16 protein-coding genes and 1 pseudogene are annotated in these 17,281 nt (G+C 64.1%); 6 read left to right on the forward strand and 11 right to left on the reverse strand.

All coding sequences use genetic code 11. From position 1 onward, the window contains the following. Positions 1–2: 2 nt before the first annotated feature. Positions 3–2,168, forward strand: coding sequence for a glycogen debranching protein GlgX (gene glgX / locus CH273_RS21265; protein ID WP_032397728.1), 2,166 nt, complete (start codon positions 3–5; stop codon positions 2,166–2,168). Between the two features lie 11 nt (positions 2,169–2,179). Here glgX and yczE read toward each other — a convergent pair. The 4 genes and pseudogenes from yczE to ctaD form a co-directional block, all read right to left on the reverse strand. Further along, positions 2,180–2,935 (reverse strand): annotated as a pseudogene (gene yczE / locus CH273_RS28235) (membrane protein YczE); the annotation flags it as partial. Beyond that, positions 2,827–3,606 (reverse strand): peptidyl-tRNA hydrolase, encoded by a 780-nt coding sequence (locus CH273_RS21275; RefSeq protein ID WP_032398334.1) that lies wholly within the window; start codon positions 3,604–3,606, stop codon positions 2,827–2,829. The pseudogene yczE and the gene CH273_RS21275, both read right to left, overlap by 109 nt. A gap of 41 nt (positions 3,607–3,647) precedes the next feature. Further along, the gene (gene serB, locus CH273_RS21280) at positions 3,648–4,874 is read right to left on the reverse strand and encodes a phosphoserine phosphatase SerB (protein WP_032398333.1); all 1,227 of its coding nucleotides are present in this window, start codon (positions 4,872–4,874) and stop codon (positions 3,648–3,650) included. 144 nt (positions 4,875–5,018) lie between these two features. Further along, a complete protein-coding gene (gene ctaD, locus CH273_RS21285; RefSeq protein WP_032397727.1) occupies positions 5,019–6,809 on the reverse strand; it encodes an aa3-type cytochrome oxidase subunit I in 1,791 nt (596 codons plus the stop codon). A gap of 347 nt (positions 6,810–7,156) precedes the next feature. On the opposite strand from ctaD, the gene CH273_RS21290 reads away from it, so the two are divergent. The 4 genes from CH273_RS21290 (at position 7,157) to CH273_RS21305 (ending at position 9,893) form a co-directional block, all read left to right on the forward strand. Further along, complete coding sequence (locus CH273_RS21290; RefSeq protein ID WP_032398332.1) at positions 7,157–8,197, forward strand: ABC transporter substrate-binding protein; 1,041 nt, start codon at positions 7,157–7,159, stop codon at positions 8,195–8,197. A 4-nt stretch (positions 8,198–8,201) separates the two neighbouring features. Continuing rightward, positions 8,202–8,675, forward strand: coding sequence for an NUDIX hydrolase (locus tag CH273_RS21295; protein ID WP_032397726.1), 474 nt, complete (start codon positions 8,202–8,204; stop codon positions 8,673–8,675). Positions 8,676–8,774: 99 nt separating this feature from the next. After that, positions 8,775–9,692, forward strand: a complete 918-nt coding sequence (locus tag CH273_RS21300; RefSeq protein WP_032397725.1) for an SPFH domain-containing protein — start codon at positions 8,775–8,777, stop codon at positions 9,690–9,692. Positions 9,693–9,695: 3 nt separating this feature from the next. Continuing rightward, a complete protein-coding gene (locus CH273_RS21305) occupies positions 9,696–9,893 on the forward strand; it encodes a type II toxin-antitoxin system antitoxin (protein ID WP_032397724.1) in 198 nt (65 codons plus the stop codon). Between the two features lie 24 nt (positions 9,894–9,917). On the opposite strand, the gene nrdF is transcribed toward CH273_RS21305, so the two are convergent. From nrdF to CH273_RS21340, 7 genes are all read right to left on the reverse strand, one after another. Next, a complete protein-coding gene (gene nrdF / locus CH273_RS21310; RefSeq protein WP_008717549.1) occupies positions 9,918–10,883 on the reverse strand; it encodes a class 1b ribonucleoside-diphosphate reductase subunit beta in 966 nt (321 codons plus the stop codon). Positions 10,884–11,044: 161 nt separating this feature from the next. Beyond that, positions 11,045–12,439, reverse strand: a complete 1,395-nt coding sequence (locus tag CH273_RS21315) for a DUF2252 domain-containing protein (protein WP_082322649.1) — start codon at positions 12,437–12,439, stop codon at positions 11,045–11,047. A 67-nt stretch (positions 12,440–12,506) separates the two neighbouring features. Beyond that, positions 12,507–14,672 (reverse strand): class 1b ribonucleoside-diphosphate reductase subunit alpha, encoded by a 2,166-nt coding sequence (gene nrdE, locus CH273_RS21320; protein ID WP_032397723.1) that lies wholly within the window; start codon positions 14,670–14,672, stop codon positions 12,507–12,509. Between the two features lie 36 nt (positions 14,673–14,708). Continuing rightward, positions 14,709–15,170, reverse strand: a complete 462-nt coding sequence (nrdI, locus tag CH273_RS21325) for a class Ib ribonucleoside-diphosphate reductase assembly flavoprotein NrdI (protein ID WP_032397722.1) — start codon at positions 15,168–15,170, stop codon at positions 14,709–14,711. A gap of 24 nt (positions 15,171–15,194) precedes the next feature. Further along, positions 15,195–15,428, reverse strand: a complete 234-nt coding sequence (locus CH273_RS21330) for a redoxin NrdH (protein ID WP_032398330.1) — start codon at positions 15,426–15,428, stop codon at positions 15,195–15,197. Positions 15,429–15,839: 411 nt separating this feature from the next. Continuing rightward, entirely contained in the window at positions 15,840–15,962 is a 123-nt protein-coding gene (gene ykgO / locus CH273_RS21335; RefSeq protein ID WP_032397721.1) for a type B 50S ribosomal protein L36, read from the reverse strand. 43 nt (positions 15,963–16,005) lie between these two features. Beyond that, entirely contained in the window at positions 16,006–16,572 is a 567-nt protein-coding gene (locus tag CH273_RS21340) for an NAD(P)H-dependent oxidoreductase (RefSeq protein WP_032397720.1), read from the reverse strand. Between the two features lie 104 nt (positions 16,573–16,676). On the opposite strand from CH273_RS21340, the gene CH273_RS21345 reads away from it, so the two are divergent. Further along, on the forward strand, positions 16,677–17,276 hold the full coding sequence (locus CH273_RS21345) for a TetR/AcrR family transcriptional regulator (RefSeq protein WP_032397719.1): 600 nt from the start codon (positions 16,677–16,679) through the stop codon (positions 17,274–17,276). The last annotated feature ends 5 nt before the right edge of the window (positions 17,277–17,281 follow it).

Below are 17,281 nucleotides of genomic sequence, written 5' to 3' on the forward strand. Positions count from 1 at the left end.
GCGTGTCGCCCAATGACGAAGTACCCCGCACTTCCCGCCGGACCTCGGACCGGGAATCCGGCGCGAACCCACCCGGATCACCGTTCCCGCTGGGTGCCACTGCACTGTCGACTGGCACTCAATTTGCAGTCCATGCGCCCGAGGCCGATGGAGTCGAGGTGTGTCTGGTGGATCCGGACGGTGGTGAACGACGGGTGGAACTGACCACCCGCACGTTCGGAGTTCGACATGCCTTCGTGCCGGGAGTTCGACCCGGTGACCGATACGGGTTCCGCGCCCACGGGAGGTGGGATCCGCACTCCGGACGACGGTTCAACGGCGCGAAGATTCTGCTCGATCCCGCAGCACGCCAGGTGTCCGGAACCTTCGGCGACCCATCGGCACTGCTCGCCTACGAGGACGATCCGTTCGGGGCACCCAGTTCTCGAGACTCGCTCGGACACCTCCCGCTCGGAGTGGTCCGCGCGGCCGCAGATCGCGTGGGCCGGCCCGCGCGCCCCGATGTGCCCTGGGACCGAACCGTTCTCTACGAGCTGCACGTGGGCTCGTTCACGGCCCGCAATCCCGCTGTGCCCGAGCATCTTCGCGGTACGTACCTCGGGCTCGCCGAGCCGGCGGTACTCGAACACCTCGCTCGCATCGGCATCACGTCGGTCGAATTGTTGCCCGTACACACCACATTCACCGAACCGGGCGTCCGCGCCCGGGGTATGCGAAACCACTGGGGGTATTCGACGGGTGCGTACTTCGCCCCGGATCCGCGCTTCGCCGCCGTTCCCGGTGCCGAGGTGGACGAGTTTCGCACCATGGTCGACGCGCTGCACGCTGCCGGGATCGAGGTGATCCTCGACGTGGTCTACAACCACACGTGCGAATCCGCGGTCGACGGCCCCTCGATCAGTTGGCGTGGGCTCGATGCGCCCGGCTACTACCTGCTGGACGGACGCGGATCGGACGTCGATCTGACCGGCTGCGGCAACACTCTCGATTCCGCTTCGCCCGCGGTGGTGCGGATGGTGTGCGACAGCCTTCGGTACTGGGTCGAGGACATGGGTGTGGACGGGTTCCGATTCGACCTGGCCAGCACCCTCGGTCGACCCGGTGGTTGGCGATTCGATTCTCGCGCACCGTTGTTGACGGCCGTTGCCACCGACCCGGTCCTGGCTCGGGTCAAATTGATCGCCGAGCCGTGGGACGCCACCGGTGCCGGCTATCAGGTCGGCAACTTCGGAGTGGCGTGGTCGGAATGGAACGATCGCTACCGCGACACGGTGCGACGCTTCTGGGCGGGCCAGCACGGCGTCCGCGAATTGGCCTCGCGCCTGGCCGGTTCGGAAGACCTCTTCGCAGGCAACGGACGCCTGCCGTGGGCGTCGATCAACTTCGTCACCGCGCACGACGGGTTCACCGCCCGAGACCTGGTGTCGTACGAGCGGAAGCACAACGAGGCCAACGGCGAAGAGAACAGGGACGGCACCGACAACAACTCGTCGGTCAACCACGGCATCGAGGGTCCGAGCGAGGACCCGTCGGTCATCGAGGCCCGGGGACGCCATGTTCGGGCGCTACTGGCAACCCTGACGCTCTCCACCGGAACGCCGATGCTGCTCGCCGGCGACGAACTGGGACACACCCAGGGAGGCAACAACAATGCGTACTGCGTCGCCGAGAACGCTCCGGCGGCAGAGAGCTGGGCCATCGACTGGGACGGCGCGGATCAGAACATGATTCGCTTCGTGGGTCGACTGCTCCGCGTCCGAGCGAGCGCGCCGACCCTTCGTCAGCAGGAGTTCTTCACCGGCCGCGCGACACCGACCGGCCGACCCGATCTGGTCTGGTTCGATTCCGCCGGAATCGAATTCGACACGGACCGATGGAACGACGACTCGGTGCGCACCATTCAGGCCTGGGTGGACGGTTCCGACGTCCGCTCCTACGCCTCCGACGGTGGGCAGGTCGACGACGCGAGCTCGCTCCTCGTGCTCCATTCCGGTGGCCCCGCCGAGATCACTCTGGCGTGCCCGAGTTGGTCGTCGTCGCGGTTCGTTCCGGTCCTCGATTCCTCGTGCGCGGACGGGGTGCCCGCGGATACCACTGCGCTGGAACCGGGTTCGACGATATCGGTGACCGGATCGACTGTCCTGGTACTGCGCAGCGCAGGCAGGTGAGTCATGAACAGTTGCACGAGCGGACCGACTCCGAGCGCATAGAGAACCGTCCCGACGCCGAGCGTCCCGCCGAGCAACCAACCGGTGAGTACCACCGACAGCTCGATTCCGGTGCGGGTCAGCCGAATCGACCATCCGGTCCTGGCCACCAGACCGGTCATCAGTCCGTCTCGTGGCCCCGGGCCCATCCCGGCACCGATGTACAGCGCGGTTGCGAATGCGTTGAGCACGATGCCCGACACCATGGCAACGGTCCTGATCGGGAGTCCGTCGAGATGCGGCAACACCGCGGACGTCGCGTCCACGGCAACGGCGATCACCACGACGTTGCTCACGGTACCCAGGCCTGGACGTTGCCGCAGCGGGATCCACATCAGCAGTACGGCCACTCCGGTGATCGCGGTGATGGTTCCGAAACTCAGCGACAGGTGACGTTCGAGACCCTGGTGGAAGACGTCCCACGGGTTGACGCCCAGTCCACCCGCGATCATCGACGACATCGACGCCCCGTACAGCCACAGCCCCACGTAGAGGGCAGCCAACCGAGAGGGAAGCCGGCGACCGGCGACGACACGACGTGGTGAGGTGAACATGCCTCCAGTCTCGGGGCTACTGGATATGTTCGGCATAGCCAGTTGTACGACAGTGGACCCCAGCTCTAGAGAACGGCAATCACCGTCGTCGAGCCGGGTGCCACTTCGGTGAAGCCGGCATCCCGCACCGCGACGGCGCGCCCGGCGCGAACCTCGCCCAGTGCACGTGTCCATCGGTCCGGGTTCGCGGATCGGACCGAACATGCGTAGCCGGCCGCGGCCCACTCGCGGCATTCCTCGGTGCCCATCGCACCCGCGAGCAACATCGACGCGTGCCCCACCTGAGCGGCCGCCTTGCCCACCGTCATGGACAGGGAAGCGTCGATCCACAGCACAGGGCCCGCCGAGACCGCAGGCTCGTCCTCGGCCGCCACGTCGGTCCCACCGATCTGCAGCCGCTTGATCCGCGGGTCCAGATCTCCGACCCGACCCGGCACGAAGGCACGGGCCGACGCTCCCCCCACGTCGACCGTCACACCCGGAACGTCCTGCGCTGCGAGCCAGTGTGCGCCGCGTGCCCGTCGAGCAACTTTTCGGATCCGAGCCGACGTCCATTCGGTGAAGGCCGCGTTCCACGACGCGCCGACGCCCACCCGTGGGTCCAGGCACAGCGACACGGTTGCTCGGGCAGCCGCCTCGAGCAACTCGCTACGCCGGGGCGGATCGGATTTGGGGATGTGCAGCACCAACGGCATGGCCAGCACCTGTGACGGATCGGCCGGGTCCTCGGCTCCGCCGTACCCACGAGCGAGTTCGGCGTGGCGCGAGGCGAACGTGTTGTCCGGTGAGAATTCCTCGGCCGCCGCCGCGGCGTTGCCCACGTCGTCCGGTCCGGCACCGGTCATCGGACCGTCGGTCATGTCGTCGCCGGTCATGGGATCGCCGGTCATGGGATCGGGACGCGGCGGACTCCCCCGTCGACCGCGTCCGCAGCTTCGATCTCGTTGCGGGTGACACCGAGTATGAACAGAACCGCGTCCAGATACGGATGCGAGATGGCCGTGTCGGCGATCTCCCGCAACGCCGGCTTGGCGTTGAAGGCGACCCCGAGGCCCGCGGCCGTCAGCATGTCGATGTCGTTCGCTCCGTCACCGACGGCGACTGTCTGCTCCATCGGCACTCCCGACTGTGCCGCGAACTCGCGCAGTGCCGTCGCCTTCGCAGCACGATCGACCACTTCTCCGATCACCCGGCCGGTGAGCTTGCCGTCGACGATCTCGAGGGTGTTGGCCTTGACGTAGTCGAGTTCGAGTTCGTGTGCGAGTCCCTCGATGACCTGTCGGAATCCTCCGGATACGACGCCGCAGGCGAATCCGAGACGACGGAGGGTACGGATGGTGGTCCTGGCCCCCGCCGTCAGCTCCAGGCTCTCGCCCACTTCGTCGATGACGGATTCGTCCAGCCCTGCCAACGCGGCAACTCGCTGTTCGAGCGACTCCGCGAAGTCGATCTCACCGCGCATGGCAGCTTCGGTGACCGCACGAACTTCGTCCTCTCGCCCGGCACGGGCAGCCAACATTTCGATGACCTCACCCTGGACGAGCGTCGAGTCGACGTCGAACACGATCAGTCGCTTGGATCGCCGTGCGATCCCGCCGCGCTGCACGGCGATGTCGACGCCGATGCCGGCTGCGATTCCCGCGAGGCCGGCACGCAGTTGCACATCGGCATCCGGCGAGGTGTCGGTTGCGGTCACCTGAAGTTCGAGGCCCGTGACGGGATAGTCGGCGATTCCGCGAATGGCGTCGATGTTCGCGCCCTGGCGGGCGAGCTCACGGGAGATGGTGCTGAAGGCACGAGCGGTCACGGGTCGGCCCAGAACGACGACGACGTGGGTGGCCAGGCTCTGCCCGCCGCCCCGCGCGGTGTCGATCTCGACATCGACGTGCACGCCGACCGTCGCCATCGCGTCCTCCAGCTCCTCCTGGAGCGCTTCGGGGTCGCGGGGGCAGGACAGGAGAACGCCCAGAGTCAGCCTGCCGCGAATGACCACCTGCTCGACGTCGAGCAGGCTGACGTTGTGCCGTGACAGTGCTGCGAACAGCACCGATGTGACGCCCGGCTTGTCTGGTCCCGTCACCGTCACCAGCACTGCGGTGTCGCTCGAAGTCACCGGATCTCCCTTTCGCACACGGCCAGCGGCCGGATAGGTCTTCGTGTCACCTGTGGTGGACGAGCAAGCCCGAACACGCCACGAGATTGTCGCAAGCGAAGAGCCCCACCCGGTAGCCGGGAGGGGCTCTCGCTGTGCTGTGGACTACTTGGGGTCCGGGTCTCCGGATCCTTCGTGATCGCTGGTGGCGATCGGAGCCCGGCGGGCCTGTTCGAGGACGGCGGTGGTCTTACCACCGTGCGCTCCCGGCCCGACGTGCGCTTCCGCGCGCATCCGTTCGACCATGTGCGGGTAGTGCAACTCGAACGCCGGACGCTCGGAACGGATCCGAGGCAGTTCGGTGAAGTTGTGTCGCGGCGGCGGGCACGAGGTGGCCCACTCCAACGAGTTTCCGTAGCCCCACGGATCGTCAACCGTGACGACCTCGCCGTATCGGTAGGACTTGAACACGTTCCACACGAACGGCAGTGTCGAGGCACCCAGGATGAAGGCACCGATCGTGGAGATGACGTTCAACTCGGTGAACCCGTCCGAGGGCAGGTAATCGGCGTAGCGACGCGGCATGCCCTCGTTTCCGAGCCAGTGCTGCACCAGGAACGTGGCGTGGAATCCGAAGAACGTCAGCCAGAAGTGCCACTTGCCCAGCGCCTCGTCCATCATCCGGCCCGTCATCTTCGGGAACCAGAAGTAGATGCCGGCGTACGTTGCGAACACCACGGTGCCGAACACCACGTAGTGGAAGTGGGCGACCACGAAGTACGTGTCGGTGACCTGGAAGTCGATGGGCGGCGACGCCAGCAGAACACCGGTGAGTCCGCCGAAGACGAAGGTGATCAGGAACCCGATCGAGAACAGCATCGGGGTTTCCAGAGTCACCTGGCCTCGCCACATCGTGCCGACCCAGTTGAAGATCTTCACACCCGTCGGCACCGCGATCAGGAACGTCATGAAGGAGAAGAACGGCAGCAACACCGCGCCCGTGGCGTACATGTGGTGCGCCCACACCGCGATGGAGAGGGCGGCGATGGCGATAGTCGCGTAGATCAGACCCGAGTAGCCGAAGATCGGCTTACGCGAGAAGACGGGGAACACCTCGGAGACGATTCCGAAGAACGGCAGCGCGATGATGTACACCTCGGGGTGACCGAAGAACCAGAACAGGTGCTGCCACAACAGCACTCCGCCGGTCGCCGGGTCGAACAGATGCGCCCCCAGATGTCGGTCGGCCGCCAGCCCGAGCAACGCAGCCGTCAGCAGGGGGAATGCCAGCAGGATCAGGATGGACGTCACCAGGATGTTCCAGGTGAAGATCGGCATGCGGAACATCGTCATACCGGGAGCACGCAGGCAGATCACGGTGGTGATCATGTTGACGCCACCGAGGATGGTGCCGAGACCGCCGACGGCCAGGCCCATGATCCACAGGTCCGCACCGACGCCGGGCGAGTGCAGAGCCGAGGTGAGCGGGGTGTACGCGGTCCACCCGAAGTCGGCAGCACCGCCGGGGGTGATGAATCCGGCCGTGGCGATCAACGCACCGAACAGGTAGAGCCAGTACGAGAACGCGTTCAACCGCGGGAACGCGACGTCGGGAGCGCCGATTTGCAGCGGAAGGATGTAGTTGGCGAATCCGAAGACGATCGGCGTCGCGTACAGCAACAGCATGATGGTGCCGTGCATGGTGAAGAGCTGGTTGTACTGCTCGTTGGACAGGAACTGCATTCCTGGAATGGCCAACTCGGCGCGCATCAGCAGCGCCATGAGTCCACCGATCAGGAAGAACGCGAACGATGTCGCGATGTACATGATTCCCAACACCTTGGGATCGGTGGTCGTCACCGCTTTGTGCAGGAACGACCCCTTCGGTCCCGTCCGCGGCGGGAACGGCCGAGCAGCATCCACCGCGGGAGCGGGCCTAGGCGCTAGGGCAGTCACAGATCCTCCTGATTGCGCGTCGGACCTCGAACCACGAGGCGACGTCATCTAGTCGTGCGCTCCTCGAATCGTAGACCGTCGGACCGACACTTGCCGAACCGGTCCTACCGTGTGTCGTATTGGCCCCGATCGAGCACGCCCACATCGCGCGATCTGCCTGCGCTGTCGGCCTTTCGGACGCATTCGACAACGCTTCGATCGTCGCCGATTCCGGACGCTCGACGGCGTCCGTTCGAGTGTTCTGCGACGGCCGCCTTCCGATACTGTGTGAGACCACCCGACCCGTCGAAGGAAGTCCCGCGTTGCCACTCCACCCACGACTCCCCCGTTCGTGTGCACCGCGCAGGATGGGCGCCGTCGCCGCCGTGTGCCTTGCCGCCGCCATGGCGCTGGTCGGCTGCTCCGATTCCGAAGCGCAGGACGACGCATCCACCATCATCCGCACCACCACGAACATCGCCGGTGCCGGAGTGGTCGGGAACAATCGGGACACCGTGGGACTGTGCCCCGCGCTCGCACCACTCGACCCGACCGGAATCGAGGGTGACACCCGACCCGTAGGACATGCCGAGGGGATCAGCGCCATTCCGGCCGACCCGCAGCGCATCGTCGTGCTCGACGCCGCAGGCCTCGACGCGAGCTGCGCGGTCGGAATCTGGGAGCGGGTCGTCGGAGCGGCCACGATCGACCCCGATTTCCGCGGTGACGGCGATCAACCGCTGTATCTGGGCACCGGATTGGCGTCCGTCCCGTCCGTCGGCCCGGTGGGTGCACCCGACATCGATGCCATCGCCGCCCTCGATCCCGACCTGATCCTGGCTGCCGATTCTCTCGGATCGAACACCTACGACGACCTGACGGCCATCGCCCCGACCGTCTTCACGGCGACCGGACAGGGGTGGAAGGACACGTTCTTGCAGTCCGCGGCTGCGCTCGGTCGCGGCCAGGCAGGATTCGAGGCACTCGCGTCGTTCACCGCGGATGCCGAGCGGGTCGGTCGCGAGATCGACGCCACCCAGACCCAGGCGTCCGTCGTTCGATTCGACGCGGACTCCATCGAAGTGGACGGTCCGAACTCCTTTGCCGGCCAGGTGCTCGCCGAAGTGGGGGTCGCGCGACCGCAGAGCCAGCGCGACGCCGATTTCTCGGTCGAGGCGAACGATCTCTCGCCGGTGGAGGGAGACATCGTCTACGTGCGATTCGCAGGCCCCGACGGCGAGACGTTCGGCCGCGAGGTGATGGACAGCGACGCGTGGCACGATCTGGGCTCGGTCACCGACGGTCGTGTGTTCGCGGTGAACGACACGGTGTGGTCCGGCAGTGGGGTCGTCGCGGCTCGGGCGATTCTGGCCGATCTGTCCGCGTCGCTGAACGCCTACGTCTCCTGACGCGATGCCCATTCCCGAATTCGTGCAGGCGCTGCGCAGCGTCGTCGGCACGTCGCCGCTGTGGTTGTCCGGTGTCAGCGCGGTCGTCCTCGACGACGACCGGCGTGTGCTGCTGACTCTGCGCGCGGACAACAACACCTGGGCCGTGGTCTCCGGAATCCTCGAGCCCGGCGAGGAACCTGCTCCGGCCGCCCTGCGTGAGATCGGGGAGGAGACCGGCGTCGACGCCACGATCGTGCGACTGACGAGTGTCGACGTGACGGAGCCGATCACGTACCCCAACGGCGACGTCGCGCAGTATCTCGACATCACGTTTCTTGCTCGGTACACCGGCGGCATTCCTCACGTGGCCGACGACGAGAATCTCGACGTCGCCTGGTTCGCACTCGACGCGCTCCCGGAAAACCTCACGGCCACTTCGCGATTGCGAATCGAGAAGGCCATCGCCGATGAGCCGTCGGCGTGGTTCCGGCGCTGACTCCCCCGCCGAACGACAGTGAGCGGTTCCCACGATTTCCGTGCTCGTCGATGCTTAATGTGATATCACTTTAGTATCACCATCGAGAGGGAGGTTCTCATGTCCGCACCTGCAACCGTCGCCGAGAAGCCGACGGGTACCCCGACCACCACCATCGCCGAGCGCCCGGGCTGGGATCTGCCCGGCTGGTCGATGCTCGGCATCGGTCTCGCGCTGTTCCTCGGCGGAATCGCCGCGTTCGCGCTCGGACTCGTGTTCACCGTCGTCGCGCTGGTCGTGACCGGAGTCGTCCTGTTCGTCCTCTCCTTGCCCGCACTCATGGGCCTGACGCTGGTGCAGCCGAATCAGGCTCGCGTTCTTCAGCTGCTCGGGAGTTCGTACAGCGGCACCCTGCGGACGCCGGGGCTGCGTTGGACCAATCCGTTGACCTACCGCCGGGCCATTTCGACGCGAATCCGCAACCACGAGACCGGCCAATCGAAGGTCAACGACGCCGACGGCAATCCGATCGAGATCTCCGCCATCGTCGTCTGGCAGGTTGCCGACACCGCACTGGCATCGTTCCAGGTCGACGATTACGAGGAGTTCGTCGCCGTCCAGACCGAGTCGGCCGTCCGCCACATCGCCGGCAGCTATCCGTACGACGCCGAAGGACGAATGTCGTTGCGGGAGAACGCCGACGAGATCACCGCTGCCATGTCGGAGGAGGTGCACGCACGAGTGCGTTCGGCCGGTGTCGAGGTGATCGAAACACGAATCAACCGGCTGGCCTATGCCCCGGAGATCGCCCAGGCCATGTTGCGACGTCAGCAGGCCGGGGCGGTCATCGCGGCCCGTCAGCAGATCGTCGAAGGTGCCGTCGGAATGGTGGAGATGGCGCTCGGGAAGCTGGAGGAGAAGCACGTCGTCGAGCTCGACGAGGAGCGCAAGGCCACGATGGTGTCGAATCTGCTCGTGGTGCTGTGCAGCGACCGCGACACGCAACCTGTCGTCAACACCGGATCGCTGTATCAGTGAGCCATGGCCGTCGAACGTAAGAAGATTCTGCTGCGGTTGGACCCAACGGTGCACGACGCCCTCGCCCGTTGGGCCTCCGACGATCTCCGGAGCACCAACGCTCAGATCGAGTTCCTACTGCGTCGAGCATTGAGCGAGCAGGGCCGAATGCCGAAGGATGCACAGGACATTCGCGCGCCGGGACGCCCACCGAAAGAGTGAGCGGCCCGACGTGCGAGCGAATCTCTAGAAGTCCCAGTCCTCGTCTTCGGTGTTGACGGCCTTGCCGATGACGTACGAGGAACCCGAGCCGGAGAAGAAGTCGTGGTTCTCGTCGGCGTTGGGTGAGAGCGCCGACAGGATCGCCGGGTTGACGTCCGTCTCGTCCTTGGGGAACAGGCCCTCGTAGCCGAGATTGTTCAGTGCCTTGTTGGCGTTGTACCGCAGGAACTTCTTGACGTCCTCGGTCAGGCCGATCTCGTCGTAGAGGTCCTGGGTGTACTCGACCTCGTTGTCGTACAACTCGAACAGCAACTCGAACGTGTAGTTCTTGAGTTCCTCGCGCTGCGCCTCGCTGACCTTTTCGAGACCCTTCTGGTACTTGTAGCCGATGTAGTACCCGTGCACGGCCTCGTCGCGGATGATCAATCGGATCAGGTCCGCGGTGTTGGTGAGCTTGGCCCGCGAGGACCAGTACATCGGCAGGTAGAAGCCGGAGTAGAACAGGAACGACTCCAGCAGCGTCGACGCCACCTTGCGCTTGAGCGGATCGTCACCGTGGTAGAAGTTCAGGACGATCTCGGCTTTGCGCTGGAGGTTGACGTTCTCCTCGGACCAGCGGAATGCATCGTCGATGTCGCGGGTGGAGCTGAGGGTGGAGAAGATGGAGCTGTAGCTCTTGGCGTGCACCGACTCCATGAACGCGATGTTGGTGTACACCGCTTCCTCGTGGGGAGTGATGGCATCCGGGATGAGGCTGACAGCGCCGACGGTGCCCTGGATGGTGTCGAGCAGTGTCAACCCGGTGAATACACGCATCGTCAACTGCTTCTCGACGGCGGTCAGCGTTGCCCACGACGGGATGTCGTTGGACACCGGCACCTTCTCGGGCAGCCAGAAATTACTGGTGAGGCGCTCCCACACTTCGGAGTCCTTGTCGTCCTGGACCCGATTCCAGTTGATCGCGGAGACGCGATCGATGAGCTTTACCATGGGTGCCTACCTACAGGTCGATGAGCGAGAGACGGGGACGGAGCTACGTGAAAAGCCGCTGATACGAACACTACCCGTTGTGTCCGACAAGTCCGGTAGGCACTACAAAGTGTGCCGGGAGTGTTGCCCGCAGGGATGACCTCTACGGCAGCTTCGGTCGGTCACCACCCCACCGAGCACGGGACGGTTCCGGCCTCGACGGCAGCGACCAACTGCGCGTGATCACGCTCGTTCTGATCGGCGTAGGCATGGGCGAACCTCGCCATCGCCCGACCGACGTTGTCTCCGCGGCCGAGGTAGTCGGCGATCGCCTCCGCGTCACCACTGCGGGCATGCGCTCGCGCGAGAACTTCACCGCATGCGGTGGCGAATTCGGTGAGGTACGGCCCGATGATCTCGCCGTCGGGAATGACCTTCATGTCACGGAACTGCCGAACGTAGAAGTTCATGGTCCCCACTGCCGTCCATCCCACGAACATGTCGGTCGCGCTCTGCAGCATTCGCTGCCCGTTGACCACGCGGGCACCGTGATTGTCGTACCGGCTCGGTTCGAGAAACTGCTCGAACACCGACGGCCCTGCCTGCTTGATCTGCAGGAAGAACGGATCCTTCGTTCGACGTTCTTCGAGCAGCGCCAGATACACCCGCATTCCGACGCTCCCGACGCCGACCACCTGCCGCACGACGTCGAGAACCCGGAACCTGGTCAGCAGACTCCAGATATGGTCGTCGACCGACTCGCTGTAACCGGCGATCACCGCCTGCACCAGCTCGATCTGGGAATCACCGACGTGAGTGCGAAAAGGTGCGTCCTCGCGAATCCTTCGACGACCGTCCCTCGTCTCGGTGAACTTGCGGGACGCCCCACGGCTGGTACGACGCTCGGCTTTCGTTTCGATGAGTTTCTCTGCGTGTCGAGCGATGCCCGAGGAGAAGTGACCGAGCAGACCGGCGACGTCGATGCGGTCGTACCAGATGTCGATCTCCGGCGTGCTCGCGTATGTCCTCATCTTTCGGCAGTACGCAGCCGTCATCGCCGATACCGCCCGATCGGAGCGTCGCGCATCGACCCCGTTCTCCCGCCCGAGAACCACGAGAGAGGTCGCCAGCCGTTTGAGGTCCCACTCGAACGGGCCGGGCAGCGTTTCGTCGAAGTCGCGGAGGTCGAAGTACAGGTTCCGTTCGGGAGTGGCCCACAATCCGAAATTCAACACGTGGGCATCGCCACACAGCTGGACCTCGACGCCGGTGTGCGGAGTCGACGCGAGGTCGGCTGCCATCACGGCCGCGGCACCGCGGAAGTAGGTCCACGGCGATGCGGACATTCTCGCGTATCGGATCGGTAGCAGCTCCGGCACCCGAATGATGTTCTGCGCGAGCACCGTGTCGAGCGCATCGTGACCACGCGAGACCGGATCCCATTCGCCCAATCCGCTGCGGGGTACGCGCCGACGGGCGTGTCGACCACGCGAGAATTGCTCGGAAGGACGTGCATCCTTCCGAGTAATCTTCACGTCGATATCGGATTCGACCTCGTCGTCCGCCTCGGTGTCCATGCCCGATTATGCTCCGCAGCGGACCGCGAGATCGCGGTATTCGCCACAGGACTACCGACCGAGCCGGCTACAGCATGCAGGACACGCAACCCTCCACCTCGGTGCCTTCGAGAGCCAACTGGCGGAGGCGGATGTAGTACAGCGTCTTGATGCCCTTGCGCCATGCGTAGATCTGCGCGCGGTTGATGTCGCGAGTGGTGGCGGTGTCCTTGAAGAACAGCGTCAACGACAGGCCCTGATCGACGTGTTGTGTTGCGGCAGCGTAGGTGTCGATGATCTTCTCGTAGCCGATCTCGTACGCATCCTGGTAGTAATCCAGGTTGTCGTTGTCGAGATACGGTGCCGGGTAGTAGACGCGACCGATCTTGCCTTCCTTGCGGATCTCGATCTTCGACGCCACCGGGTGAATCGACGAGGTGGAGTTGTTGATGTACGAGATGGAGCCCGTCGGCGGAACGGCCTGCAGGTTCTGGTTGTAGATGCCGTACTCCTGCACCGACGCCTTCAACGTCGTCCAATCCGCCTGGGTGGGAACCGATACGCCCGAGTCGGCGAACAACTTCGCGACCTTGGGCGTGGCCGGCTCCCAGACCTGGTCGGTGTACTTGTCGAAGAATTCACCCGACGCGTACTTGGACTCGGGGAAACCCTTGAAGTACTGACCGCGATCCTTCGCCAGCTGATTCGACGCCTGAAGCGCGTGGAACAGCACGGTGTAGAAGTAGATGTTCGTGAAATCGATTCCCTCGGTCGAGCCGTAGTGAATCCGCTCGCGCGCCAGGTAGCCGTGCAGATTCATCTGCCCGAGGCCGATCGCGTGGGAATCGTTGTTGCCCTGCTCGATCGACGGCACAGAGAAGATGTGCGTCTGATCGGACACCGCGGTGAGGCCACGAATGGCCACGGCGATGGTCTTACCGAAGTCGGGCGAGTCCATCGTCTTGGCGATGTTCAGCGAACCCAGGTTGCACGAGATGTCCTTGCCCACATGGCTGTACGAGAGATCGTCGTTGAACGTCGACGGCGTCGAGACCTGCAGGATCTCCGAGCACAGGTTGGAGTGAGTGATCTTGCCCTTGACCGGGTTCGCACGATTGACGGTGTCCTCGTACATGATGTACGGGTAGCCGGACTCGAACTGCAGCTCGGCCAGAGTCTGGAAGAACTCGCGAGACTTGATCTTGGTCTTGCGGATCCGCTTGTCGTCGACCATCTCGTAGTACTTCTCCGACACGTTGATGTCGGCGAAGGGCACACCGTAGATGCGCTCGACGTCGTACGGCGAGAACAGGTACATGTCCTCGTTCTTCTTCGCCAGCTCGAACGTGATGTCCGGGATGACGATTCCGAGCGAGAGCGTCTTGATGCGGATCTTCTCGTCCGCATTCTCACGCTTGGTGTCCAGGAACTTGTAGACGTCGGGATGGTGTGCGTGCAGGTACACCGCGCCTGCGCCCTGACGTGCACCGAGCTGGTTGGCGTACGAGAACGAGTCCTCGAGCAGCTTCATGATCGGAATGACACCCGAGGACTGGTTCTCGATGCGCTTGATGGGCGCGCCGGCCTCGCGAATATTGCTCAGCAGCAACGCAACTCCGCCGCCGCGCTTGGACAGCTGCAGGGCGGAGTTGATGGAGCGGCCGATGGACTCCATGTTGTCCTCGATGCGCAGCAGGAAGCAGGATACGGGCTCGCCGCGCTGCTTCTTGCCGGAGTTGAGGAAGGTCGGCGTCGCGGGCTGGAAGCGGCCGGCGATGATTTCGTCGACCAGATCGGTGGCCAGAGCCTCGTCGCCGGCGGCCAGCGTCAACGCCACCATGCACACCCGGTCCTCGAAACGCTCGAGGTAACGCTTGCCGTCGAACGTCTTGAGCGTGTACGAGGTGTAGTACTTGAACGCCCCGAGGAACGTGGGGAACCGAAACTTCTTCGAGTACGCGTGGTTGATCAGGAACTTGACGAACTCGCGAGAGTACTGATCCAGAACCTCGGGCTCGTAGTAGTTCTCCTCGACGAGGTAGTCCAGCTTCTCGTCCAGATCGTGGAAGAACACGGTGTTCTGATTGACGTGCTGCAGGAAGTACTGATTGGCAGCCTCGCGATCCTTCTCGAACTGGATCTCACCGTTGGGGCCGTACAGATTGAGCATCGCATTGAGCGCGTGGTAATCCATGTCGCCGTCGCCGCGGACGGTGGTGGGTACGGGTGCTGCGTCGGTGATGGTCGGTGCCACGGCGATGCTCCTACTGGGTATGTGGGGTGTGGTGCTCTAGTGCGTGTGGGCGGCGCGTCGGACTTCACGTTCCCAGAAGTCCTCCAGCCCCTCGCGGACCCGCACTACGTCCTCGGGGGTGCCCATCAATTCGAATCGGTACAGATACGGAACTGCGCACTTCTGCGAAATGACATCTCCCGCAAAGCAGAACGAGTCACCGAAGTTCGTGTTTCCGGCAGCGATGACAGCTCGGATCAACGAACGGTTGTGCTCGTCGTTGAGAAACTTGATCACTCGCTTGGGGACGTAGTTGGTGTCGCGGCCGGCGTACGTGGTCCCTCCCCCGTACGTCGGCACGATGAGTACGTAGGGAGAGTCGACACGAAAGGTGCCGTTCGGATCACGCAGAGGGATTCGTGTCGCGGGAATGTCCAGCTTCGAGACGAAGCGATGGGTGTTCTCGGACGCGCTGGAGAAGTAGACCAGTGAGTGGGAGGACTGCGGTTGCGAACTCACCGCTCACTCACTCTCTCGTACTGTTCAAGCAGCGTTCGCTGCGAGGGTCTTGATGCGATCCGGACGGAAGCCGGACCAGTGATCGTCGCCCGCGACGACAACCGGAGCCTGCAGGTAACCGAGTGCCATGACGTAGTCACGTGCTTCGGGATCCTGCGAGATGTCGATCACGGAGTACTCGATACCGGCTTTGTCGAGGGCGCGGTAGGTGGCATTGCACTGAACGCAGGCGGGCTTGGTGTAAACGGTGATGCTCATGGTGTCCCTCTTTCCGTTGTCGCCATCGGGTGCACCGACGCGACCGATGTGCTCTGCGTGTGGCACCGAGAACATCTCCCGCTCAGGGCGACTTCGACCTGCTCGAACCCGTTTGTGCACGTTCTTCGAGTTGTGGCCTCTCGGTCGGTCAAACACTACACCTAGTGTCCGACATCTGCCTAGAACACGAGATGTTGCGAACAACATCCGTGGTATTCGCTGGTCACGGCGTTGCCGAGCCACGAGAATCGACCCATATCGGCGTGTCGCACGTCACACCGGCAACGTGTTGTCCATCACAACGAAAGTCGGCCCGAACCATGACATGTGCCGACGGCCGCCGACACTCCCGGACACGACGAAGGACCCCCGGATGTCTCCGAGGGTCCTTCGCGGTCGATCACGCGATCGTCAACGCTGGCGCGCTTTGAACCGCGGTTCTTTCTTGTTGATCACGAACACCGTGCCACGGCGCCGAACGACCTGTGCGCCGGGCTTGTTCTTGAGCGATTTCACCGAGTTTCTCACCTTCATGCAACCAGTCTACATGAAAACGATTATCGAAACCGTGAGATGGTCACGCACTCACGAGATCGTCGGCGGCCTTCACCAGTTCGGCGACGACGTGCCCGATCTCGCCTGAGACCTCGACGTTCTCGCGCGGGTGGGCCGAGCCGAACTTGTCGATGGTTCCACCGATGGAGAGCTGGACGTCCTCGAGGACGGTTCCGCCTGCGATGCGTACGGCCTTGCTGGCGTCCTCGTGCGCCCACTTGGCTCCGTTGCCGCTGGGCGACGCGCTGATCACGACGACCGGCTTGCCCACCATGGCACCCGCACCGTACGGGCGCGAGAGCCAGTCGATGGCGTTCTTCAGCACGGCCGGGATGGTGCCGTTGTATTCGGGCGTGACCAACAACAACGCCGTAGCCTTCTCGGCAGCGGCCCGCAGAGCGAGAGCGGCTGCAGGTGCCGATCCTTCGACATCGATGTCCTCGTTGTAGAAGGGGACATCTCCGAGACCGTCGTACACCACTACCTCTGCACCGGCGGGAGCCACTGTGACAGCAGTCTCGGCGATTCGCTTGTTCACCGACTCGGCGCGCAGGCTTCCGACGAGAACGAGTACATGAGCGTCTGACATGAGGTTATTCCTTCGCAAGTTCGGTTGACGTGATCGTCGGATCAATTCCTACCATGCAAACGGACCGTGGTCCATTTATGTTCCCGGCAAGGTAGGCTTCCACTGTGACCGGCCCGATGCTGCCCATAGCGGGCGAGGAATCCGAACGGTGCGACGCAGCGCGCAACCGTCGCTTGCTCCTCGACGCCGCAACCGATCTGGTGGCGACCGTCGGAGCCGATGCCATCACCATGGACGCCGTGGCGAGCAAGGCCGGAGTGGGCAAGGGCACAGTGTTCCGTCGCTTCGGGAACCGGGCCGGGCTGATGCGCGCGCTGCTCGACCACACCGAGAAGAAACTGCAGCACTCGTTCATGTTCGGCGAACCCCCGCTGGGTCCGGGTGCCGACCCCATCGATCGTCTCGTCGCCTTCGGCCGAGCTCGACTCGAATTCGTCAACGTCCAGGGGGAAGTGCTGCGCGCCGCGGAGAGCGCCGACGACGCGCGGTACTCCGCCCCGGCGCACATGGTCAACTTCACCCACGTCCTGTCGCTGCTCCGCGCAGCCGAGGTGGACGGGGATCTCGAATTGCTCGCGTACTGGCTGCTCACACCGCTCGAAGCCACGCTGGTACTCCACCAGTACCGAGATCTGGGGATGCCGATGGATCGCCTGGCCGACGGCTGGGAAGATCTGGTACGCCGAGCAACTCGCACTCGGTAGATCCC

It is taken from the genome of Rhodococcus sp. 05-339-2, from assembly GCF_002258965.1.
Taxonomy (GTDB): domain Bacteria; phylum Actinomycetota; class Actinomycetes; order Mycobacteriales; family Mycobacteriaceae; genus Rhodococcoides.

Coding starts and splice junctions, on each gene's coding strand:
- CH273_RS21340 (WP_032397720.1), bottom strand. CDS start 16,572: ATGTCAGACGCTCATGTACTCGTTCTCGTCGGAAGCCTGCGCGCCGAG.
- CH273_RS21315 (WP_082322649.1), bottom strand. CDS start 12,439: ATGGACACCGAGGCGGACGACGAGGTCGAATCCGATATCGACGTGAAG.
- nrdF (WP_008717549.1), bottom strand. CDS start 10,883: ATGGTAAAGCTCATCGATCGCGTCTCCGCGATCAACTGGAATCGGGTC.
- CH273_RS21330 (WP_032398330.1), bottom strand. CDS start 15,428: ATGAGCATCACCGTTTACACCAAGCCCGCCTGCGTTCAGTGCAATGCC.
- ykgO (WP_032397721.1), bottom strand. CDS start 15,962: ATGAAGGTGAGAAACTCGGTGAAATCGCTCAAGAACAAGCCCGGCGCA.
- CH273_RS21295 (WP_032397726.1), top strand. CDS start 8,202: ATGCCCATTCCCGAATTCGTGCAGGCGCTGCGCAGCGTCGTCGGCACG.
- CH273_RS21300 (WP_032397725.1), top strand. CDS start 8,775: ATGTCCGCACCTGCAACCGTCGCCGAGAAGCCGACGGGTACCCCGACC.
- CH273_RS21305 (WP_032397724.1), top strand. CDS start 9,696: ATGGCCGTCGAACGTAAGAAGATTCTGCTGCGGTTGGACCCAACGGTG.
- CH273_RS21290 (WP_032398332.1), top strand. CDS start 7,157: ATGGGCGCCGTCGCCGCCGTGTGCCTTGCCGCCGCCATGGCGCTGGTC.
- CH273_RS21275 (WP_032398334.1), bottom strand. CDS start 3,606: ATGACCGGTGCCGGACCGGACGACGTGGGCAACGCCGCGGCGGCGGCC.